Consider the following 17,144-nt stretch of genomic DNA (forward strand, 5'->3'; position numbering starts at 1 on the left):
ATGCGCATCGCCACCTGGAACGTCAATTCCATCACCGCCCGGCTCCCGAGGCTGCTGGCCTGGCTGGAGAGCACCGGCACGGACGTGCTGTGCGTCCAGGAGACGAAATGCACGCTGGAGCAGTTCCCCACCGACGCGCTGCGTGAGCTGGGTTACGAGTCCGCGGTCAACGCCACGGGCCGGTGGAACGGCGTCGCGCTGCTCTCCCGCGTCGGCCTCGCGGACGTCGTGACGGGCCTGCCCGACGGCCCGGACTACGAGGGAGTGCAGGAGCCGAGGGCGATCTCGGCGACCTGCGGACCGGTCCGCGTGTGGTCGGTCTACGTCCCCAACGGCCGCGAGGTCGCGCATGACCACTACGCGTACAAGCTGCGGTGGTTCGAGGCGCTGCAGAAGGCCGTGGCCGCTGACGCCGCGGGTGCACTGCCGTTCGCGGTCCTGGGTGATTTCAACGTCGCGCCGACCGACGAGGACGTGTGGGACCCGGCGCTCTTCGAGGGGGCCACCCACGTCACCCCCGCCGAGCGCGCCGCGCTCGCCACGCTGCGCGCGGAGGGTCTGTCGGACGTGATGCCGCGCCCGCTCAAGTACGACCGCCCGTACACCTTCTGGGACTACCGCGAGCTGCGCTTCCCGAAGAACAGGGGCATGCGCATCGACCTGGTCTACGGCAACGCCCCGTTCACGGCCGCGGTCAAGGACAGTTACGTCGACCGTGAGGAGCGCAAGGGCAAGGGCGCGTCCGACCACGCCCCGGTGGTCGTGGACCTCGACCTCTGACCGGCCGGCCTCGGCGGCCCCGCGGCGTCCAGCGGGTGCGTGCCGTGCTCCTCGACGGCCCGGCACCCGGGTGGCCAGTCCCACCCACTGTCAACTGAGGGTTGACGATCGGTGGGTGTCAACCTAAGGTTGCCTCATGACGAAGCCGCTCGGGCCCAACCCTCCCATTCGCCTCGACGACCTGATCGACGCGATCAAGAAGACCCACACCGACGCTCTGGAGCAGCTCACCGGTGCCGTCGTCGCGGCGGATCATCTCGGTGAGATCGCCGACCACCTCATCGGCCACTTCGTGGACCAGGCGCGGCGCTCGGGCGCCTCGTGGACGGACATCGGCAGGAGCATGGGTGTCACCCGGCAGGCAGCCCAGAAGAGGTTCGTTGCCAAGAAGCCGGAGGAGACCGCGGACCTCGACCCGAGTCAGGGATTCGGTCGGTTCACGGAGCAGGCCCGGAACGTCGTGATGGGTGCTCACAACGAGGCGCACGCGGCCCGCAACGACGAGGTGCGCGTCGAGCACCTGGTCCTCGGGCTCCTGGGGGAACCTGACGCCCTCGCCGCGCACGTGATCGCGGGGCAGGGCGTATCGCACGCCGCCGTGCGCGAGGCGGCGGTGCTCGCCCTGCCTGCCGCGGCAGACACCGTGCCCGAGCTGATCCCGTACGACGCGGGAGCGCGCAAGGTCCTGGAGCTCACCTTCCGGGAAGCGCTGCGGCTGGGGGACGGCTTCGTCGGCACGGAGCACATCCTGCTGGCCCTGCTGGAGCACGAGGGTGGCACGGGCGTGCTCGCCGGGCTCGGCATCGACAAGGAGGCCGCGTCGGCCGCCGTCGCCGGTGCCGCCGCGGAAAAGGAAGCGGCGGCTCCCGCCGCCGAGAGCTAGGGTGAGTGCGTCGAGCGCCCGGTGCGCAGGCGACGGATACTTCTTTCTGCGAAGAAGAGGGGCCAGGTTCGAATCCTGGAGGTCCGGCCCAGGCCGGACCGTGGTGTAGCGGTAGCATCTTGTCTCCGCCGCCGACATCGATCTCGGGCGCCCACACGTGCGGATGCCGCCCCCTCACCGGGGCGGCATCACGCGTTTCCGCACCGCTCAGTGCACGGAGAACCCGCCGTCGACGAAGATCGACTGTCCGGTGACGTACGCCGAGGCGGCGCTCGCCAGGAACACCGCGGCTCCGGCGAAGTCCTCGGCCAGCCCGTTGCGCCCTACCATCGTGCGAGCGGCGAGCGCCGCCACCCGCTCCGGGTCGGACGACAGCTGCTCGTTGAGCGGCGTCATCACGAAGCCCGGCACCAGGGTGTTGCAGGTGACACCCCGCGGGGACCAGGCCTCGGCCTGGGAGCGGGCCAGTGACTCCAGCGCACCCTTGGAGACCCCGTACGCCCCGCTCTGCACGAACGCCCGGTGTGCCTGCTGCGAGGTGATGTGGATGATCCGCCCGTACCCGCGCTCGGCCATGCCGGGCCCGAAGCGCCGGCCCAGCAGATAGGGCGCCTTGAGGTTCACCGTCATCGTGGTGTCCCACACGTCCTCGTCCAGCTCGCCCATCGGCGGCCGGAGGTTGATCCCCGCGCAGTTGACGAGGATGTCGGGCTCGCCGAACGCGGCCACCGCCTTGTCGCCGGCCGTACGCACGCCCTCCGTGGTCCCCAGATCGGCGCTCACCCAGGCTGCCCGGCAGCCCTCCGCCGTCAGTTCGGCGACGGTGCGGGTCAGCTCCGCCTCCCGGCGCGCCACGACGACGACGCGCGCGCCCGCACGCGCGAGCGCCCCGGTGATGCCCCGGCCGATGCCGGAGCTGCCGCCGGTCACCACGGCGACCCGGCCGTCCAGCGAGAAGAGTTCGGAAAGATAGTTCTGCGACGTCATCCGCACAGCCTAGACAGGCGCGATTGCGGCACTCGTCCCGGATCCGGCGCGTCGCGCGCCCTGCGGCGCCAAGGACGTCCGGAGTGGGATCCTGGTGGTATGAACATCTCCTTCTTGGACAACTGGCGCAAGCGCCAGGGCGGTACGCGGGGAGTGGCTCTCGCGGTCGCCGTCAAGACCGATCCGGACGGTGTGGCCGAGCTGCTCGCGGAATGCGAACTGCTGCGTGCCCGGGCAGGGCAGTACGGCCTCGAACTCGACGACAGCCCGGCCTCGTTGTCCGCGCTCGACCAGCTCCCGCCGTTGTGGCGCGACGATCCCGAGGAGCTGCCCTGGCTGGGCAACGACGCGGGCCTCTACCTCGGCACCGTCCTCGTGCGGACCGTCCCCGGCGCCGCCTGGGACATCCTGGCCGGCGGGAAGCCCGTGGTGCGCCTGGCCTCGGGCCGGGAGATCGACGTCGTCGGGGCGGGTCTGGACTGGGCCGTGTCGGGCAGCCCCGAGCTCTCGGAGATGTACGCGGAGTCGGCCGAGAGCGGGCCAGAACCCAAAACGCGATAAACAGCCTTATGCGCTGTCGGTGCGTGTCGGCCCCGAAGTGCGCGGCGGGCCTGGATAGTTTGCGCTGACCTCGACACAGCGATAAGTGGGTAGGGCAGCGTATGGCCGTCGATCCGTTGATCGAGCTGCGGGACGTCAACAAGCACTTCGGGACGTTGCACGTACTGCAGAACATCAATCTCACCGTCGGCCGCGGGGAGGTGGTGGTGGTCATCGGCCCCTCGGGATCGGGCAAGTCAACGCTCTGCCGGGCGATCAACAGACTCGAGACGATCGAGTCGGGCTACATCGCGATCGACGGGAAACCCCTCCCCGAGGAGGGGAAGGGGCTCGCGCAGCTCCGGGCCGAAGTCGGCATGGTCTTCCAGTCGTTCAACCTCTTCGCGCACAAGACCGTCCTGGCGAACGTCTCGCTCGCCCAGATCAAGGTCCGCAAGCGGAAGAAGGACGAGGCGGACCGGCGCTCCCGGGAACTGCTGGAGCGGGTCGGGCTCGCCTCGCAGGCCGACAAGCTCCCCGCCCAGCTCTCCGGCGGCCAGCAGCAGCGCGTGGCCATCGCCCGCGCGCTGGCGATGGACCCCAAGGCCCTCCTCTTCGACGAGCCCACCTCGGCGCTCGACCCGGAGATGATCAACGAGGTGCTCGAGGTCATGCAGCAGCTCGCCCGCGAGGGCATGACCATGGTCGTCGTCACGCACGAGATGGGGTTCGCCCGGTCCGCCGCCAACCGCGTGGTGTTCATGTCCGAGGGATGCATCATCGAGGACCGCACACCGGAGCAGTTCTTCACCGCCCCGGAGAGCGACCGCGCCAAGGACTTCCTGTCCAAGATCCTCAAGCACTGACAGGGGGCCCCATGTTGCGTACGAGGAACATCGCGGCCGTGCTCGCCGGCCTCCTGCTGGCCGTGCTCGCCGCCGGCTGCGGCAAGGAGGGCAGCCCGCCGGTCAAGGGACCCAAGGCCGGGGCGCTGCCTCAGTACACGGTCGACACGAGCTTCCAGCTGCCCGAGTCGAAGACCTGGGTGAAGGCCAGGAAGCGCGGTCACCTCGTGGTCGGTGCCAAGGAGGACCAGCCCTATCTCGGCGAGAAGGACCCGGCCACCGGCGTCTACTCCGGCTTCGACATCGAGATCGCCCGGATGATGGCGGCCGCGCTCGGCTTCGAGCCCGGCACGATCAGCTTCCGGACCATCGCCTCCGCCAACCGCGAGACGGCCCTCCAGAACGGGCAGATCGACTACTACGTCGGCACGTACACGATCAACGACATGCGCAAGAAGCTCGTCGGCTTCGCCGGGCCCTACTACATGGCCGGGCAGGGACTGCTCGTGCGCACCGACGAGAACGACATCAGCGGGCCGCAGGACCTGGCGGGCAAGACCGTCTGTTCCGCCGCCGGATCCACGCCGTACCAGCGGATCGCCGCCGACCACCCCGAGGCGGACCTCGTCGCCTACGACACGTACTCGATCTGTGTCGACAACCTGCTGACCTTCCAGGTCGACGCCGTCACCACGGACGACGCCATCCTCCTGGGCTTCGCGGCCAAGGCGCCGGACGAGATGAAGGTCGTCGGCAAGACCTTCTCCGAGGAGCCCTACGGTATCGGCGTCCCGCGCGGTGACAACGCGCTGCGCTTCGCTCTCGACGACGCCCTGGAGGCGAACGAGAAGAACGGCAACTGGAAGAAGGCGTTCGAGGCCACGCTCGGCCTGTCCGGGGTTCCCGCGCCGACGCCCCCGCCCATCGACCGCTACCCGGCGAACTGAGGGGCGGCCCACCACCATGGATGTACTGACAGAGAACTTCTCGCTCTACGGCAAGGGCTTCCTCGGCACCGTGGAGCTCACCGTCTACGCCTCGGTCCTGGCGCTGCTGCTCGGCTTCCTCATGGCGTCCTTCCGGGTCGCGCCCGTCGGCTCGCTCCGGGTGATCGGCACGGTGTGGGTGGCGGTGCTCCGCAACACCCCGCTGACCCTGCTGTTCTTCGCCGTCCTCCTCGGGCTGCCGCGCTTCGGCCTGGTGCTGCCCTTCGAGGTCTTCGCGGTCCTCGCCCTCGGCTGCTACACCTCGGCCTTCATCTGCGAGGCCCTGCGCTCCGGCATCAACACCGTGTCCACGGGACAGGGCGAGGCGTCCCGCAGCCTCGGGATGTCCTTCGGCCAGACGCTGAACAGCGTCGTGCTGCCGCAGGCCTTCCGCTCGGTGATCCCGCCGGTCGGATCGACGCTCATCGCGCTCGCCAAGAACTCCGCGATCGCCGGGGCGTTCAGCGTCACCGAGCTGCTCGGCACCTACAAGACCCTCAACGAACTGGGCTACAGCATCATCTGGTCCTTCGTCTGGATCGCCCTCGGATACCTGATCATCACCCTGTCCATCAGTGCGCTCTTCAACGTGATGGAGAAGCGCTGGGGAGTCGCCCGATGACCCACTCCACCGCCTCGGCCACCGCGCTCTACGACATTCCGGGGCCGGCGACCCGCAAGAGGCACTTCCTGTACGGGGTCGTCTCGACGATCGCGATCGTCGCGCTGCTCGGCTGGATCCTCTACCTGCTCTTCGACACGGACCAGTTCACCGCCGCGAAGTGGAATCCCTTCACCTACAAGGGCATCCAGGAGCTGCTGCTCCGCGGGCTGGGCAACACCCTGAAGGCCTTCGCGTACGCCGCGGTGCTCTCCCTCGCACTCGGGGCGGTGCTCGCCGTCGGTCGCCTCTCCGTCCACCGGCCGGTGCGCTGGACCGCGACGCTGCTGGTCGAGTTCTTCCGGGCCATGCCCGTGCTGGTGATGATCTTCTTCATCTTCGTCGCGCTCAAGGTGCAGCCGCTGCCCGCGCTGGTGGCCGGGCTCACCCTCTACAACGGTTCCGTGCTCGCCGAGGTCTTCCGTACCGGAATCGTCTCCGTGGAACGGGGCCAGCGGGAGGCGGCGTACGCCCTGGGCATGCGCAAGACGCAGGTCACCACCCACGTCCTCGCCCCGCAGGCCGTCCGTGCGATGCTGCCCACCATCATCAGCCAGCTCGTGGTGGCCCTGAAGGACACCTCGCTGGGCTATCTGATCACCTACGAGGAATTCCTCCACGCGGGCAAGCTCATCGCGTCGAACCTCGACTACGATCTGCCGTTCATCCCGGTGGTCATGGTGATCTCACCCATCTACATCGGGATGTGCATGCTGCTCTCGTGGTTCGCGACCTGGATGGCCAGACGGCAGCGGCGCAACCCGAAGACGGAAGCGGTGGGCGTCGCCCCCGCGGAACCAGGAACGGTGCTGCCGGGCAGGCAGTAGCCGAGACCGCCCGGCAGCAGCCGGTGATCACTCCTCACGCGGCGGTACCGGGACGTGTCCCGGGTCCGTTCCTCGCGCGGAGAAGGTCAGCTGTTCGCCGGTCGGAGGGAGATCGACGCAGCGGTGACCGCATGCCGGTCACCGGGGCGAGCCGGTGACCGGTCGGGACGCCGTGGGCGATGGAGTACGGCTCCAGGCCGACGGAGGACGACCGGCCCGGTGCCCGCCCACGAAACGTATGGGGGGCGTTGCCGGCCAGTCTGCCGAGGCCGGGCGCCGCTCTCGCTGGGGCGGGTGGCCCGGCACCAGGCAGCGCAAGGGTGCCGCCGACCGTCGGCCCGGGCGGACCGCGCCACCGCTTTCAGCCGGATGCCCGGTGCGGGTGAAGGTGGAGGGGGACCTCGACGAAGCCACATCGACCGCTCGGCCCGGACCCTTGAGCGGCGCAAACGGCCATGTGGCAGATCTGGCATGGATTGTCATGATGGAGAGTGATGCGCCCGCTATGGGCAGAGGGGCACGTCCCCCACCCCGCGCAGGATGACCGAGGAGGAACGTTGAGTGACTTCAGCGGTGCGAACCGTCCGGATGACAAGACAGCGGCAGCCGTGAAGCAGACGGCGCAGGACAAAGCCGGAGAAGGCGTCGGACTGGTGGGTGAGAAGGCGACCGATGTCGCCGGCACCGCCAGGGAACGTGCGGGCGACGTGGCGGACGAAGCCTCGGCCCGGGCCCGGGACGTCGTGGGTGAGCTTCGCGATCAGCTACAGGACCAAGCGCGGACCCAGACGCAGCGCCTGGCTCAGAACGTCCGCCAACTGGCTGACGAGCTGGGTGACATGGGAGACAGAGGGAAGGAGAATTCCCCGGCCACGAACGCGGTCAGGCAGATATCCCATCGCGGCCACGACATGGCGGCAAAGCTGGAGGACCGGGGTCCGCAAGGACTCCTCAGCGACCTGCAGGACTTTGCGCGCCGACGCCCGGGCACTTTCCTCGCGGGTGCCGCCCTGGCCGGTTTCGCGACGGCTCGTCTCGGTAAAGGCATGAAGTCCGCGAGCAACGGGCCGGCTTCCGGCACCGAGGCCGACCGTAGCGACCACTCGGCGGTGGGAGCCGGTGAAAGCGCTTGGCCCGCCGCTGTCACGGACGGTCGGACACGCGGCGCGACGGAGCCCGCAGACTCCTACGAACAGGCGCCGCCCACCCCGTCGTACGGCGGCTCGGTCTCGCTGTCCGGGCCCCTTCCGGTCACGGACCCGTATCCGAACTCTGACCCGCAACAGCCATAAGGGGGGCTGAACAGTGGCCATTTCCTCTTCGCGGAACGCCCCCGCCCCACAGGACGCCACCTGGTCCGGTTCTCACCGGGCCACCCCGGCGGACCCCTCCGTCGGAGAACTCGTCGGCGAGATCAGTGACGACCTCACCCACCTTGTCCGTAGCGAGATCGAACTGGCGAAAGCCGAACTCAAGCAGGAGGCGACCAGGGCGGGCAAGGCGGCGGGGATGCTCGCCGGCTCCGGATACGCCGGTCACCTGGTGCTGTTGTTGGGCAGCCTGGCCGCGATCTTCGGATTCGCGCACCTGGTCGACCTCGCCTGGGCCGCCCTCATCGTGACCGGCATCTGGGCACTGGTGGGTGGTGTCCTCTTCGTGATCGGTCGCAAGCGTATGCGCGCGGTACAGGTCAAACCGGAGCGGACCGCGGAAACATTGAAGGAGGATGCCCGATGGGCACGGACCCGGACGAACTGAAGACCGAGGTGGAAGACACCCGGGCGCGGCTGGCGCACAACGTGGATCGTCTCGCGGACAAGGCGACGCCGGGAAAGATAGCCCGGCGCAAGGCCGACGCCGCGCAGCACAGGCTGACCGGCTTGAAGGAGCGTGTGATGGGAACGGCAGACCACACTCCAGGCACACAGCCCGGACAGAAGGCACACGATCTCGCCCAGGCCGCGGGTGATGCCACCGGTCAGGCCGGGGACGCCGCCCGGCGCACGGCCGATCAGGTCAGCCAGTCCGTGCGGGAAGCCCCGGGGCAGGTGACCAGGCAGACGCAAGGCAGCCCGCTCGCCGCCGGGGTCATCGCCTTCGGCGCCGGAATGCTCGCCGCCGCACTCCTATCGGTCTCGGAGGCCGAAGAGCGGATCGGGTCCCAGCTCCGCGAGCACTCCGACGAACTGCTCCAGCCCGCCAAGGAAGCGGCACAGGACCTCAAGGTGGGGATGCGCCAGCCGGCCACGGAAGCCGTGGAGTCGGTGAAGAGCACCGCGCAGGACGCCGCCGAAGCCACCAAGCAGCAGGCTCAGGAATCCGGCCAGGAGGCTGCCACCGGCCTGCGCGAGGTCGGCCAGAGCGCAGCCCAGGAGGCACGCGAAACGGGTCGCCCTTGAGCGGCTGACAGCCGCCGCGCATCCAGGAGAGGGGGCACGGCACCCATCAGGAGCGCCCCCTTCCACGGCCAGAGGCGGGCGCGCGCGCCGAGACGCCTCGGCCGAACGGGACCACGCTGTGTGTGGCAGGCCACCGCCGCAGCTCGTCGAACAGGGGTACACCCGCATGAACCGGTCCAACAAGCCACCCCAGTCGCCGACGCAGGTGAGTAAGAGCTCGTGGGCGCAGGTGCTGAGACGTACGCTGAAGGAGTTCAAGCGGGACGAGCTGACCGACAGGGCGGCAGGGCTGACCTATTACGGCATCCTTGCTCTGTTCCCCGCTCTGCTGGTGCTGGTCGCCCTGCTCGGCATCGCCGGCGACTCGGCCACCCAGACCGTCCTGGACAACATCAAGAAGCTCGCACCCGGCTCGGCCCGCGACGTCATCACGAACGCGGTGACGCAACTGCAGTCCAGTGGCGGGACCAGCACGGTGCTGGCCATCGTCGGTCTGCTGGGCGCCTTGTGGTCCGCCTCCGGATACATCGCCGCCTTCATCCGCGCGTCCAACGTCGTCTACGACGTGCCGGAGGGCCGCCCGGTATGGAAGATTCTGCCGGTGCGCGTGGGGCTCACGCTCGTACTGATGATCCTGGCCTGTGTCAGTGCGCTGATCGTCGTACTCACAGGAGGACTGGCCCGGCAGATCGGCACGGCGCTGGGGGTGGGCGACACCGCCATGACCGTCTGGTCCATCGCCAAGTGGCCCGTGCTCGTGGTGCTGGTGGCCACCATGCTGGCGATCCTCTACTGGGCCGCGCCGAACGCCAAGGGCCGAGGCTTCAAGTTCGTCTCCCTGGGCAGTCTGCTGGCCTTGCTGATCTGGCTGGCCGCCTCGGCCGGTTTCGCGTTCTACGTGGCGAACTTCGGCTCCTACAACAAGACATACGGGACTCTCGCCGGCGTCATCATCTTCCTCGTGTGGCTTTGGATCACGAACCTGGCCATTCTCCTGGGCCTCGAGTTCGACGCGGAGATGGCGCGCGAACGAGCCATCGTGAGCGGCCACCCGACGGACGAAGAACCCTACGTCGAGCCACGCGACACCCAGAAGTGGACGGATGAGGATCGCCGATCCGCCGGACACACCGACCCGTCCACCGCCGAACGTGGCGAACGGAATGGCCAGGGACCGCAACACGATGAACGCGACAGGGACCGGTGACGGCATCGCGGGCCGAGGGCACGGCCGCGCCGGAGAGGGCGATACCGGGGCCTCACCGGGAGGGCTGCCATCCGTCACATACCCAGCCTGGGCAGGACGCGTTGAGGTTCGGCACGTGTGTGTCCCCGTCCACAGCCGTCCTTGCCTGAACCGGCTGCAACGTGATGCGACCGGCGCCGCGAGGAGGAGCCCGGCGCGACTCCGCGGACCGCCGTACGGCTCAGGCCGACTCACCGGACGGGCCGCGGACCTCGCCGATCTGCCGGAGGAGCGGCCTTCGCCGGACGACCGCGCCGGGTCAGGAGGTGCTGGGCGGGCAGCACGGACGCGAGTGCCGCGAGCGCGACCATGATGACGGCCATGCCACGGAACGCGCTTCCGTAGCTGTCCGCGAGCACCGCAGGCGCCTCGGCGGTGTGCGTGGAGGTCAGGGTGAGCAGCACGGCGAGACCGAACGCTCCGCCGAACTGCCGCGTGGTGTTGACCAGTCCGGATGCGGCGCCGGCCTCGGCGGGCCCGACGCCTGTGGTGACGGTGGTGGTCAGCGGGGTGCTGACCAGGCCGGTGCCGAACGAGATCACCACCGCCGGGCCGAATATGCCGGTGACGTAGCCGCTGTCCGGGGTGATGCCGCCCTGCCACAGGAAGCCCGCGGCGGCGATGAGAGCCCCGGTGGCGATCAGGGTCCGGGCCTGCACGTACCGCATCAGCCTCGGCGTCAGGAACAACCCGACCAGCAGCATCACCACGGTGTGCGGCAGGAACCCCAGCCCCGTCTGCGCGGCGCTGTAGTGGAGCACGTCCTGCATGGTCAGGGTCAGGAAGTACCACATCGGTATGTGGAAGCCCGCTCCGGCCAGCATCATCGCCAGGTTGCCCCAGCCCACTCCGGGCAGCTTGAACAGCCGCGGTGGTATCAGTGGTTCCGAGGCCGGCCTCGTCTCGACGATCCCGAAGGCGGCGAGGGCGACGGCACCGCCGAGGAGGGGCAGAGCGGTCTGGAAGTCGGACCAGGCGTGCGTGTGGGCCTGGGCGATGCCGAGGGTGAGCAGGGTCAGCGCGGCCGTGGCCAGCACCGCGCCGGGCACGTCGAGCCGGACCCGTCGCACGGGGGTGGCGCGCCGGGCGAGAGCCCGGGTGGCGAACAGGATGGCGGGGACCCCCAGCGGGACGTTGACCAGCAGCACCGACCGCCAGGTCAGGTACTCGGTCAGCACACCGCCGAGGAGGTTGCCCGAGGCGCCGCCGGCCAGGCTCACCGCGGTCCAGATCGTCAACGCCCTCGTGCGCCGCGGACCTTCGGGGAACGTGGTGGTGAGCAGGGTCAGGGCGAGCGGGGCGAGCACGGCCGCGGCGACGCCCTGCGCGGCACGCGCCGTGATCAGCATCGCCGGGGTGATCGCGAGACCGCCGACCAGACTGGCGGCGGTGAACGCCGCCAGACCGCCGACGAAGACCCGCCGGTGTCCGCAGAGGTCGGCCAGCCTCCCGCCCAGCAGCAACAGGCCGGCAAAGGCCAACGCGTAGCCACTGACGACCCACTGCAGGTCCGCCGAGGCGAAACCCAGATCCGTCTGGATCGACGGCAACGCCACGGTGATCACCGAGATGTCGAACAGAACTATGAACTGGGCCGCGCACGCCAACGCAAGCGTCGTCGTGGCTGTCGCTCTGCCGCGCATGTCCCCAACCCTTCGGACCAGATGGTGCCGAGCCATGGCCTCGCCGCTGACCCGACGGCTGTCGGGCTCCCCGGTCGTCCCTACCGGGAGAAGTCCACGCCCTGTGCCAGCGCCACCTGCCCGGAGTAGTTCACCGTGTTGGTCGCGCGGCGCATGTACGCCCGCCAGGCGTCGGATCCGGACTCGCGGCCGCCGCCCGTCTCCTTCTCGCCGCCGAACGCGCCGCCGATCTCCGCGCCCGAGGTGCCGATGTTGACGTTGACGATGCCGCAGTCCGCGCCGTCGGCGGCCAGGAACCTCTCCGCCTCGCTCTGGTCGGCGGTGAAGATGCCGGAGGACAGCCCCTGCGGCACGTCGTTGTGCAGCCGGATCGCCTCGCCGAGGTCGCGGTAGGTGAGGACGTACAGGATGGGCGCGAAGGTCTCCTCCCGTACGACGGCGGTCTGCTCGGGCATCCGCACGATGGCGGGCCGGACGTAGAAGGAGTCCGGTGCCGCGTCCGAGAGTTGCCGTTCACCACCGACGCACAGGGTGCCGCCCTCCTCGACCGCACGGGCCAGAGAGGCGCGCATCCTGTCGTAGGAGGCCTCGTTGACGAGGGGGCCGACCAGGGTGGCGTCCTGGAAGGGATCGCCGATCGGGAGCCGGCGGTAGGCGGCGGTGAGCTGCTCGACGACGGTGTCGGCGATGTCGGCGTGCACGATCAGCCTGCGGAGCGTGGTGCACCGCTGGCCGGCCGTGCCTGCCGCGGCGAACACAGCCGCGTTGACGGTGAGAGCGAGGTCCGCCGACGGCGTCACCACGGCGGCGTTGTTCCCGCCGAGCTCCAGGATGCTGCGCCCGAACCGGGCGGCCACGCGGGGGCCGACCGCACGACCCATCCGGGTCGAGCCGGTCGCGCTGATCAGCGGCACCAGCGGGGAGTCCACGAGTCGCTCGCCGATCTCGGAGGCACCGAGCACGACCTGGTTGAGGTGGGCAGGGGCGCCGGTTTCGGTGCAGGCGCGGTCGAGCAGAGCGGTACATGCCAGCGCGGTCAGAGGGGTGAGCTCGGACGGCTTCCAGACCACGGTGTCGCCGCAGACCAGGGCCACCGTCGCGTTCCACGCCCACACGGCGACCGGGAAGTTGAAGGCGGAGATCACGCCGACCACCCCCAGGGGGTGCCAGGTCTCCATCAGCCGGTGCCCGGGGCGCTCGGAGGGCATGGTGCGGCCGTAGAGCTGCCGGGACAGGCCCACCGCGAAGTCGCAGATGTCGATCATCTCCTGCACCTCGCCGAGGGCCTCGGACCGGATCTTGCCGGCCTCGACGGTGACCAGGTCGGCGAGGTCCTGCTTGTGCTCGGTGAGCAGCTCGCCGAACCGCTTGACCAGAGCGCCCCGCGCCGGCGCCGGAGTGGTCCGCCAGTCCAGGAACGCCGCCTGCGCGGCTTCGACGGCCCGGTCGACGTCCGCCGGGGTGTCGGCGCGCAGGCCGAACAGGGCGGCGCCGGTGACCGGCGTCCGGGCGGTGATGGCATCGCCCTTGAAAGCGCCGAGTTCGACTCCGCAGCGCGCCAGAGCGTTCTCGGCCTTCGCACGGACGTCGTCGGTGCTGCTGACCTCTGTAACCATGGAGACTCCTCATCGACCGTGTCGAGACCCGGCTGCCTCTTGCATCCCGCGCCCGAACTTCCTGCTGCCTGAACGTGACGGATCTCGTCCACCTCGCGGCGTCAGCCGCTCCCGCCCTGCCACACGGGCGGCCCGCCGGCGGCCGTCCCCGCACCGGGGGCGCGCGCCCCACGAGAACCCGACCGCGGGGAAGCGCAGGTGCGGGAAGCGCGACGCGGTGGTGACCCCGGGACTCGAGACCGGGTCATGGGCTTCACATCAACTCCTTCAGCGCCTCCGCCAAGCAGTCGATCTCGCCTTCGGTGGTGTAGAAGTGCGTCGAGACCCGGATCAGAGAGTGGTCCGGCCGCTCCGCCACCGCCGTCTCGATGCGGAAGCGCTCCCAGAGCAGGCGGTGCAGTCCGGCCGCGTCCGTTCCCTCGGGCAGGCGGAACGCCACCATCCCGCCGGACAGCGCCGCAGCCTCCGGCGTCGCCGGCTCCAGCCCCTGCCAGCCGGTGAGGCGTTGGCGCGCGTAGCCCGCGACCTCGCGCATGCGCGAGCGGATCAGATCGTGGCCGAGGGCCGCCTGGAAGTCGATGGACTCCGGCACGGTGAGCCACGGGCAGATGTCCCGCGTCCCCTCGCACTCGAGTCCGCGCACCCGTGGGGTACTGCCGAACCGGTCGGGTTCGTCCGGCGGTCCGCTCCCCGACGGGGACCGGTACGCCCAGCTCACCTGCAGCGGTTCAAGGCTCTCCTCGTGCCCCGCGCCGAAGTGCAGAAAGCCCACGCCGGTGGGTGCCAACAGCCATTTGTGGCCGCTACCCGCGTAGAAGTCGCACGGGATGCCGTCCAGGTCCAGATCCGTGAACGCCGGTGCGTGGGCGCCGTCGACCACGGTCACGATCCCGCGGCGGCGGGCCTCTTCGCACAACTCCCGGGCGGGCAGGACGAGCCCCGTCGACGACACGACATGGCTGAAGGACAACAGCCGGGTCCGCGGACTCATCGCGGCGACGGCGGCGTCGACGATCTCACCCGGGCCGGTGGGCAGGGTCGGCAGGCGGAACGTTCTCAGCGCCAGTCCCTGGCGCCGCGCCACGCGTTCCCAACACCACCGCATCGGCGTGTACTCGTGGTCGGTCAGCAGGATCTCGCCCGGTGCGGCCAGGTCGAGGGAGGAGGCCACCAGGTTGACGGCTCCGGTCACGTTGGTGGTGAAGACCAGGCGTCGCGGATCTCCACCCAGGAAACCGGCCATGCGCTCGCGCGCCTTCCCCAACAGTGAGGGGACCTCGCGCAACAGGAAGTCCATCGGTTCGGCGGCGAGGCGGCTGCGAAGGCTGGTCACATGCGCGAAGGTGCTACGGGACAGCGGTCCACCGGAGCCGGTGTTGAGGTTGACGACCGTGGGGTCGAGCAGCATCTGTTCACGGGCATTACCCCAGTCGGCTACGACCATGTGGTGATCTCCCGCCCCTCGCACCCATTGACTCGCCTGCCTCGTGGTCCCGTTGCGTCACTTCGTGTTGCTGGTTCTCCGGACTTCCCCGGGACGCCGACCACCGCTCGCCCCGATAGGCGCCTCGGCTCCGCAGGGAATTGGCGGCTTCGCTCGGACGCCGCGCTCCCGGAACACCCGCCGAGCCTTTCCGTGGATCGTTCAATGCCGGATGCATAACTGGGCCGATTTGCGAGGAACTCGGGCGGGCCCTTGGTCGACGCGGTCACCGTACCAGCGACCTCCACTTCCTGGGTAGCTTCGGTCGAGACGATTACCATGGCTTCACGTCGGCGTTCTGATCAAGCTGATGACATACTTTCGGCCACATCGGCGAGACGGTGAGGCCTGTCCGAATTGCGGCCTGTGGAATGGCTCTTCCGCTATTTACGGAAACCCCTCGACGGCTCTTGTGGACGTGTATGCGCAGGTCGCGTTCCGTAAAGAGAGCTTCGAGAGCGGCAGAGGAAGATCCTGAGAGTTCCGGAAGAGAACCCGAAGAGTTCGGGCAATAGAGTAGGTCGTCGACTCGAGGGGTGCGTCGCGACCACGCGCCCCTCGCGTTCGGCGTGCCCGCCGGCGGCTGGGCCATGCATGTACGGCGTTCCCGAGCCGGCCGTCCATGCCGTCAGGGTGCTTATCCGTCTTCGATCGATCAGTTGGTGCGGGAGTGCGCTCGAAGGGTGCCGGCCGCGTCGGTGCAGCGAATTGCTGCGCTGTCCGCCGCCCTGGGGAGGGTTTGGCAGGTGTTGACAACTCCTCCTACGGCACAGGATTGTGCACTCATCGCGCCCGGCGACACTGGGAGAGTGCATGTCTCTGAAAACGTCAAAAATGGGTGAACGAGAAGACGACCCCGATTTCGGCATTCCTGAAAAGGCTGGTCCGAATGCTCGGGATGTGCGCAGCGCGCTTGAGCCCCACGTGCTGGTCGATGGATACGACTTCGTACTCGACCTGTCGGCGAGTTCGGGCTCCTGGCTCGTGGACGCCGTGACGGGAAACCGCTACCTCGACCTGTTCTCATTCTTCGCCTCGGCACCCCTGGGTATAAATCCGGGCTGCATCGTCGACGACGAGGAGTTCATGCGTGAACTCGCCGCGGCAGCCGTCAACAAGCCATCGAACCCGGATATGTACACGGTTCCGTACGCCCGGTTCGTCAGGACGTTCGCCCGGGTGCTCGGAGACCCGCTGCTGCCGCACCTGTTCTTCGTGGACGGCGGTGCGCTGGCCGTCGAGAACGCGCTCAAGGCCGCCTTCGACTGGAAGGCGCAGCAGCTCGGCCTCGACGAGGACGCCGTCAACGGTCTCCAGGTGCTGCACCTGGAGCGGTCGTTCCACGGTCGCAGCGGCTACACGCTGTCCCTGACGAACACCGAGCCGGCGAAGACCGCCCGCTACCCCAAGTTCACCTGGCCGCGGATCCCCTCGCCCGCCCTTCAGCATCCACTCACCGAGCACGCCGAGGCGAATCGAGAGGCCGAGCAGCGGGCGCTGGAAGCCGCCGAGGCGGCATTCCGTGCCGCGGGCGGGACGATCGCCTGCTTCCTCGCCGAGCCGATCCAGGGCGAAGGCGGCGACAACCACCTCAGCGCCGGCTTCCTCCAGGCCATGCAGCGACTCTGCCACGAGTACGACGCCCTGTTCGTGCTCGACGAGGTCCAGAGCGGCTGTGGGATCACGGGCACCGCGTGGGCCTACCAGCAGCTGGGCCTGCGGCCCGACCTGGTGGCGTTCGGCAAGAAGACCCAGGCCTGCGGCGTGATGGGCGGCGGTCGGATCGACGAGGTCGCGGACAACGTCTTCCGCGTGTCCTCCCGGATCAGCTCGACCTGGGGCGGCAACCTCGCCGACATGGTCCGGGCCACCCGGGTGCTCGAGACGATCGAGCGTACGCAGCTCTTCGACACCGTCGTCCAGCGCGGCAAGTACCTCCGCGACGGCCTCGAAGCCCTGGCCACCGAGCTGCCCGCGCTCGTGAGCAACGCCCGCGGCCGCGGTCTGATGTGCGCGATCGACCTGCCGGACGCCCAGGTCCGTGACGACGTCCTGCGCCGGATGTACCAGGAGCACCAGGTGATCGCTCTGCCGTGCGGTGACCGCAGCCTCCGGTTCCGTCCGCCGTTGACGATCACCGAGAGCGAGATCGACCACGCTCTCGCCGCACTGGCGCGCAGCGTCGGCCTCTCACCGTCCGATGCACGTTCCGTCTGACCGGCGGCGATCAGAAAGCCACAGGGCGGTT

16 protein-coding genes are annotated in these 17,144 nt (G+C 69.3%); 12 read left to right on the top strand and 4 right to left on the bottom strand.

The features are described from left to right. Both AB0F38_RS09925 and AB0F38_RS09930 read left to right on the top strand, forming a co-directional pair. Positions 1–780 carry an exodeoxyribonuclease III gene (locus AB0F38_RS09925; RefSeq protein WP_361889481.1) on the top strand — a complete coding sequence of 260 codons (780 nt, stop codon included), beginning with the start codon at positions 1–3 and terminating at the stop codon, positions 778–780. Between the two features lie 136 nt (positions 781–916). Further along, the gene (locus AB0F38_RS09930; RefSeq protein WP_361889484.1) at positions 917–1,663 is read left to right on the top strand and encodes a Clp protease N-terminal domain-containing protein; all 747 of its coding nucleotides are present in this window, start codon (positions 917–919) and stop codon (positions 1,661–1,663) included. Positions 1,664–1,870: 207 nt separating this feature from the next. On the opposite strand, the gene AB0F38_RS09935 is transcribed toward AB0F38_RS09930, so the two are convergent. Beyond that, complete coding sequence (locus AB0F38_RS09935) at positions 1,871–2,650, bottom strand: SDR family oxidoreductase (RefSeq protein ID WP_361889487.1); 780 nt, start codon at positions 2,648–2,650, stop codon at positions 1,871–1,873. A 99-nt stretch (positions 2,651–2,749) separates the two neighbouring features. On the opposite strand from AB0F38_RS09935, the gene AB0F38_RS09940 reads away from it, so the two are divergent. The 9 genes from AB0F38_RS09940 (at position 2,750) to AB0F38_RS09980 (ending at position 10,115) form a co-directional block, all read left to right on the top strand. Continuing rightward, the gene (locus tag AB0F38_RS09940) at positions 2,750–3,211 is read left to right on the top strand and encodes a DUF6278 family protein (protein WP_361889490.1); all 462 of its coding nucleotides are present in this window, start codon (positions 2,750–2,752) and stop codon (positions 3,209–3,211) included. 101 nt (positions 3,212–3,312) lie between these two features. Continuing rightward, on the top strand, positions 3,313–4,056 hold the full coding sequence (locus AB0F38_RS09945; protein ID WP_361889493.1) for an amino acid ABC transporter ATP-binding protein: 744 nt from the start codon (positions 3,313–3,315) through the stop codon (positions 4,054–4,056). A gap of 11 nt (positions 4,057–4,067) precedes the next feature. After that, the gene (locus tag AB0F38_RS09950) at positions 4,068–4,982 is read left to right on the top strand and encodes a glutamate ABC transporter substrate-binding protein (protein WP_361889496.1); all 915 of its coding nucleotides are present in this window, start codon (positions 4,068–4,070) and stop codon (positions 4,980–4,982) included. 16 nt (positions 4,983–4,998) lie between these two features. After that, positions 4,999–5,643, top strand: a complete 645-nt coding sequence (locus AB0F38_RS09955) for an amino acid ABC transporter permease (protein ID WP_361889499.1) — start codon at positions 4,999–5,001, stop codon at positions 5,641–5,643. Further along, on the top strand, positions 5,640–6,509 hold the full coding sequence (locus tag AB0F38_RS09960; RefSeq protein ID WP_361889501.1) for an amino acid ABC transporter permease: 870 nt from the start codon (positions 5,640–5,642) through the stop codon (positions 6,507–6,509). The genes AB0F38_RS09955 and AB0F38_RS09960 overlap by 4 nt, the downstream gene beginning before the upstream one ends. A 557-nt stretch (positions 6,510–7,066) precedes the next feature. After that, positions 7,067–7,801, top strand: coding sequence for a hypothetical protein (locus AB0F38_RS09965; protein WP_361889504.1), 735 nt, complete (start codon positions 7,067–7,069; stop codon positions 7,799–7,801). A gap of 13 nt (positions 7,802–7,814) precedes the next feature. Then, positions 7,815–8,267, top strand: coding sequence for a phage holin family protein (locus tag AB0F38_RS09970; RefSeq protein WP_361889507.1), 453 nt, complete (start codon positions 7,815–7,817; stop codon positions 8,265–8,267). Beyond that, entirely contained in the window at positions 8,243–8,908 is a 666-nt protein-coding gene (locus AB0F38_RS09975) for a DUF3618 domain-containing protein (protein WP_361889510.1), read from the top strand. Before AB0F38_RS09970 ends, AB0F38_RS09975 begins: the two co-directional genes overlap by 25 nt. Before the next feature lie 166 nt (positions 8,909–9,074). Continuing rightward, positions 9,075–10,115, top strand: a complete 1,041-nt coding sequence (locus AB0F38_RS09980; protein WP_361889513.1) for a YihY/virulence factor BrkB family protein — start codon at positions 9,075–9,077, stop codon at positions 10,113–10,115. Positions 10,116–10,345: 230 nt separating this feature from the next. Here the strand turns inward: AB0F38_RS09980 and AB0F38_RS09985 are convergent, their stop codons facing one another. The 3 genes from AB0F38_RS09985 to AB0F38_RS09995 all read right to left on the bottom strand — a co-directional run bounded on the left by AB0F38_RS09985 (position 10,346) and on the right by AB0F38_RS09995 (position 14,857). After that, the gene (locus AB0F38_RS09985; protein WP_361889516.1) at positions 10,346–11,797 is read right to left on the bottom strand and encodes an MFS transporter; all 1,452 of its coding nucleotides are present in this window, start codon (positions 11,795–11,797) and stop codon (positions 10,346–10,348) included. A gap of 80 nt (positions 11,798–11,877) precedes the next feature. After that, a complete protein-coding gene (locus tag AB0F38_RS09990; protein WP_361889519.1) occupies positions 11,878–13,413 on the bottom strand; it encodes an aldehyde dehydrogenase family protein in 1,536 nt (511 codons plus the stop codon). A gap of 253 nt (positions 13,414–13,666) precedes the next feature. After that, positions 13,667–14,857, bottom strand: a complete 1,191-nt coding sequence (locus tag AB0F38_RS09995; RefSeq protein WP_361889522.1) for an aminotransferase class V-fold PLP-dependent enzyme — start codon at positions 14,855–14,857, stop codon at positions 13,667–13,669. 873 nt (positions 14,858–15,730) lie between these two features. Here AB0F38_RS09995 and lat point away from each other — a divergent pair. Next, on the top strand, positions 15,731–17,113 hold the full coding sequence (gene lat / locus AB0F38_RS10000; RefSeq protein WP_361889524.1) for an L-lysine 6-transaminase: 1,383 nt from the start codon (positions 15,731–15,733) through the stop codon (positions 17,111–17,113). The last annotated feature ends 31 nt before the right edge of the window (positions 17,114–17,144 follow it).

It is taken from the genome of Streptomyces sp. NPDC025273 (assembly GCF_040638585.1).
GTDB lineage: Bacteria > Actinomycetota > Actinomycetes > Streptomycetales > Streptomycetaceae > Streptomyces > Streptomyces cinereorectus.